The sequence below is a fragment of the Pseudomonas sp. P5_B2 genome, assembly GCF_056400445.1.
This window is the reverse complement of the sequence record NZ_JBFULH010000323.1, coordinates 1-4702: the sequence shown is the minus strand read 5'-3', so window position 1 is coordinate 4702 and position 4702 is coordinate 1. Positions and strand designations below refer to the sequence as shown.

At 58.6% G+C, this 4702-nt stretch carries 3 protein-coding genes; 2 read left to right on the top strand and 1 reads right to left on the bottom strand.

Going from position 1 to position 4702, the window contains the following annotated elements; all coding sequences use genetic code 11:
- Positions 1–151: 151 nt before the first annotated feature.
- The gene (locus tag AC1DRJ_RS19480) at positions 152–2998 is read left to right on the top strand and encodes a valine--tRNA ligase (protein ID WP_477803584.1); all 2847 of its coding nucleotides are present in this window, start codon (positions 152–154) and stop codon (positions 2996–2998) included.
- A gap of 267 nt (positions 2999–3265) precedes the next feature.
- Positions 3266–4288, top strand: coding sequence for a 23S rRNA (adenine(1618)-N(6))-methyltransferase RlmF (rlmF, locus tag AC1DRJ_RS19475; protein ID WP_477803583.1), 1023 nt, complete (start codon positions 3266–3268; stop codon positions 4286–4288).
- A gap of 207 nt (positions 4289–4495) precedes the next feature.
- Here rlmF and AC1DRJ_RS19470 read toward each other — a convergent pair.
- Positions 4496–4702 (bottom strand): HU family DNA-binding protein (locus AC1DRJ_RS19470; protein WP_477803582.1); only part of this gene is annotated, 207 nt, incomplete at its 5' end.

Here is a 4702-nt window from a genome sequence, read left to right as displayed (position 1 = left end):
CGCTTCGCGCTCCAACGGGGGCAAGCCCCCTCGCCACAGGTCCACTCCTCACTTTGATCTGCGCCCTGTCTGCACCTGCTCGCCCTGCGCCCCATGCCCCGCTATACTTGCCGGCTTTTCCTGAATAAATGCCAATAGGGTCCCGCCGCGCATGGATAAGACCTACCAGCCGCACGCCATTGAAACTTCCTGGTACAACACCTGGGAGTCAGAGAATTACTTCGCCCCGCAAGGCGCGGGCGAGTCCTACACCATCATGATCCCACCGCCGAACGTCACCGGCAGCCTGCACATGGGTCACGGTTTCAACAACGCGATCATGGACGCCCTGATCCGTTTCCGCCGCATGCAGGGTCGCAACACCCTGTGGCAGCCAGGTACCGACCACGCCGGTATCGCCACGCAAATGCTGGTGGAACGTCAACTCGAAGCCAAAGGCCAGAGCCGCCACGACTTGGGTCGTGAGAAATTCCTGGAGAAAATCTGGGAATGGAAAGACGAATCCGGTGGCAACATCAGCCGTCAGATCCGTCGCCTCGGTTCGTCCGTAGACTGGAGCCGTGAGCGCTTCACCATGGATGACGGCCTCTCGGAATCCGTGAAAGAAGCCTTCGTGCGCCTGCATGAAGATGGCTTGATCTACCGCGGCAAGCGTCTGGTCAACTGGGACACCAAGCTGCACACAGCGATTTCTGACCTTGAAGTGGAAAACCATGACGAGAAAGGTTTCCTGTGGAACCTCAAGTACCCGCTGGCCGACGGCGTAAAAACCGCTGAAGGCGATGACTTTTTGATCGTCGCGACCACTCGCCCGGAAACCATGCTCGGCGACGCCGCCGTGGCCGTTAACCCGAACGACGAACGCTACAAAGCCCTGATCGGCAAATTTGTCGAACTGCCGCTCGTCGGCCGCCGCATTCCGATCATCGCCGACGATTATTGCGACCCTGAATTCGGCACCGGCTGCGTGAAAATCACCCCGGCCCACGATTTCAACGACTACGAAGTCGGCAAGCGCCACAACCTGCCGCTGCTGAACATCTTCGACAAGAATGCGGCCGTGTTGCCAGCCTGCCAGGTGTTCAACCTCGACGGCACGCTAAACGAAAGCATCGACGGCAAGATCCCGGCTGAATACGCCGGCCTCGACCGCTTCGAAGCCCGCAAGCAAATTGTTGCTGCATTCGACGCCGCCGGCATGCTGGTCAGCGTCAATGATCACGCGCTGAAAGTGCCGAAAGGCGACCGTTCCGGCACGATCATCGAGCCGTGGCTGACCGACCAGTGGTACGTGTCGACCAAACCTTTGGCTGAGCCTGCGATTGCTGCCGTTGAAGACGGCCGCATCCAGTTCGTGCCCAAGCAATACGAAAACATGTACTTCTCGTGGATGCGCGACATCCAGGATTGGTGCATCAGCCGTCAGTTGTGGTGGGGCCACCGGATTCCGGCCTGGTACGACGAGTCGGGCAAAGTCTACGTCGGCCGCGACGAAGCCGAAGTGCGTGCCAAGAACAACCTCGGCCCGGACGTTGCGCTGCAGCAGGACAACGACGTGCTCGACACCTGGTTCAGTTCGGGCCTGTGGACTTTCTCCACGCTCGGTTGGCCTGAGCAGACGGAATTCCTGAAAAAATTCCACTCCACCGACGTGCTGGTAACCGGTTTCGACATCATTTTCTTCTGGGTTGCCCGGATGATCATGCTCACCATGCACTTGGTGAAAAACGAAGACGGCACACCGCAGGTTCCGTTCAAGACCGTTTATGTGCACGGTTTGGTGCGTGATGGCCTGGGCCAGAAAATGTCCAAGTCCAAGGGCAACGTCCTCGATCCGCTGGACATCATCGACGGTATCGAACTGGAAGATCTGGTGCAGAAACGCACGTCCGGCATGATGCAGCCGAAACTGGCGAAGAAGATCGAGAAGCAGACCCGCGACGAGTTCGCCGACGGTATCGCCAGCTATGGCACCGACGCCCTGCGTTTCACCTTCTGCTCGCTGGCGTCCACCGGACGAGACATCAAGTTCGACATGGGCCGCGTTGAAGGCTATCGCAACTTCTGCAACAAGATCTGGAACGCCGCGCGCTATGTTCTGGACAAGGGCGAAGACTGCGGCCAGAACGGTGAAACCTACGAGCTGTCCCTGGCCGATCGCTGGATCATCTCGCAACTGCAACGCACCGAAGCCGAAGTGACTCGCCAACTCGATCAGTTCCGTTTCGACCTGGCGGCACAAGCCTTGTACGAATTCATCTGGAACCAGTATTGCGACTGGTACCTGGAACTGTCCAAGCCTGTGCTGTGGGACGAAAACGCGCCGGTCGAACGTCAGCGCGGCACCCGCCGTACACTGGTTCGCGTACTGGAAGTGGCACTGCGTCTGGCCCACCCGTTCATGCCGTTCATCACCGAAGAAATCTGGCAGCGCATCGCGCCGCTGGCCGGTATCGAAGGCAAGACGATCATGTTGCAACCTTGGCCAGTGGCCAATGAAGCACGCATTGATCAGGGCGCAGAAGACGACATCGAATGGCTCAAGGAACTGATGCTCGGCACGCGTAACATCCGTGGCGAAATGAACATCGGCCCGGGCAAGCCGCTGAACCTGTACCTGAAAAACGTCAGCACCGAAGACCAGCGTCGTCTCAGCGAGAACGAGGCCCTGCTGAAGAAGCTGGCTCGTCTCGAATCGATCACGGTGTTGGCTGTTGGCGAAGAAGCACCGCTGTCCGCCACCGCACTGGTCGGCGAGATGGAAGTGCTGGTGCCAATGGCTGGCCTGATCGACAAGGACGCCGAACTGGCACGCCTGGACAAGGAAATTCTGCGTTTGCAGGGCGAAGTTCAGCGCGTGGGTGGCAAGTTGTCCAACGCTGGTTTCGTGGATAAGGCTCCGGCCGAAGTCATCGAGAAGGAACGCGCCAAACTGGCTGAAGCCGAACAGGCTTTGGGCAAGTTGGCCGAGCAGCATGCGCGGATTGCCAGCCTGTAACGGCGAACCGCATTGAAAAAGGGAGGCCCGCAACGGCCTCCCTTTTTTGTGCCTGCCCCTTTCCCCCAAACACCTCAAAACCCCTGTAGGAGCGAGCCTGCTCGCGATGAGGCCATAACCTTCAACATAAATGTTGACTGACCGACCGCTATCGCGAGCAGGCTCACTCCTACAGAGGGACCGCGGTGTTTGTCACAATTGCGTTCACAACGGCTGGATGTGGGACAATACCCGCCACTTTTAGCCATACCCGAATCGACAACGCCCATGAACGCCCCCCGCACACCAAGACCTGCGCGCAAAAAGCCTGACACCGCCACCCCGGCCAAAGCCGTGGAGCCGCGTGAAAAAGCCAGCTTGCACCCGCGCAACCGCCATCAGGGTCGTTACGACTTCCCGGCACTGATCAAAACCACGCCGGAACTGGCGAAGTTCGTGATCATCAATCCGTACGGCAAGGAAAGTATCGACTTCGCCAGCCCCGACGCGGTACGTGTGTTCAACCGGGCGTTGCTCAAGGCGTTTTACGGCATCGCGCACTGGGACATCCCGGCTGACTACCTTTGCCCACCGGTTCCGGGGCGTGCCGATTACGTGCACTTCCTCGCCGACCTGCTGGCCAGCGTCAATGACGGTGAAATCCCTCGCGGCGCGCCGGTCAAGGTGCTCGATATAGGCATGGGCGCCAACTGCGTCTATCCGTTGATCGGCTATAGCGACTACCGCTGGCACTTCCTCGGTTCGGAAATCGACCCGACGGCCGTCGCCGCCGCCAAAGCCATCGTGCAGTCCAACGGGCTGAACAAGGCCATCCAGTTGCGCCTGCAAAGCAATCCCAAGCACATTCTGTTGGGCCTGCTTGAGCCGGGCGAGCGCTTTGACCTGACCATGTGCAACCCGCCGTTCCACGCCTCGATGGACGAAGCGACCAAAGGCAGCGAGCGTAAATGGCGCGCCCTGGGCCGTGCCGACCCGAAACGCAAACTGCCGGTGTTGAACTTCGGTGGGCAATCGGCTGAGCTGTGGTGTGAAGGCGGGGAAGCGCGGTTTGTAACGCAATTGATCGCCGAAAGTGCAAGTTTCCAGCACAAAGTGCTGTGGTTCAGCACCCTGGTGTCGAAAGCTTCGAACCTTCCAGCCATCCAGACAGCGCTGAAAAAAGCCGGTGTACTGGAAAGCCAGGTGGTGGAAATGTCCCAGGGTCAGAAGCAGAGCCGCTTCGTTGCCTGGACCTTCCAGACCAAATCCGAGCAGCAGGTCTGGCGTGAACGCTGGGTAAAAAAAAGCTGAGTAACTGACCGGCACAAATCAACTGTGGGAGCGGGCTTGCTCGCGAAGACGGTGGGTCAGTCGACTTTAATGGTGACTGAMACTCCGCCTTCGCGAGCAAGCCCGCTCTCACATTGTTTCAGTGGTGTTGCAAGGCAATCAGCAAATCGCAGACACAAAAAAACCGTGCCCGGATTGCTCCTGAGCACGGTTTTTTTATAACAAGTCTTACTTGTTAACAGCGTCAGTCAGGCCTTTGGCCACAACCAGCTTGATAACTTTCTTGGCAGCGATTTCGATGGCAGCGCCAGTCGAAGGGTTACGGCCAGTACGGGCAGGACGCTCAGTCACTTTCAGTTTGCCGATACCTGGCAGAGTGATTTCGCCGCCGTTTTCCAGCTGATCAGCAACGATTTGGCCCAATTGGTCCAGAGC

What these genes read in the sequence shown, in the direction of transcription:
- AC1DRJ_RS19480 (WP_477803584.1), top strand. Translation starts at nt 152, where the DNA reads ATGGATAAGACCTACCAGCCGCACGCCATTGAAACTTCCTGGTACAAC.
- rlmF (WP_477803583.1), top strand. Translation starts at nt 3,266, where the DNA reads ATGAACGCCCCCCGCACACCAAGACCTGCGCGCAAAAAGCCTGACACC.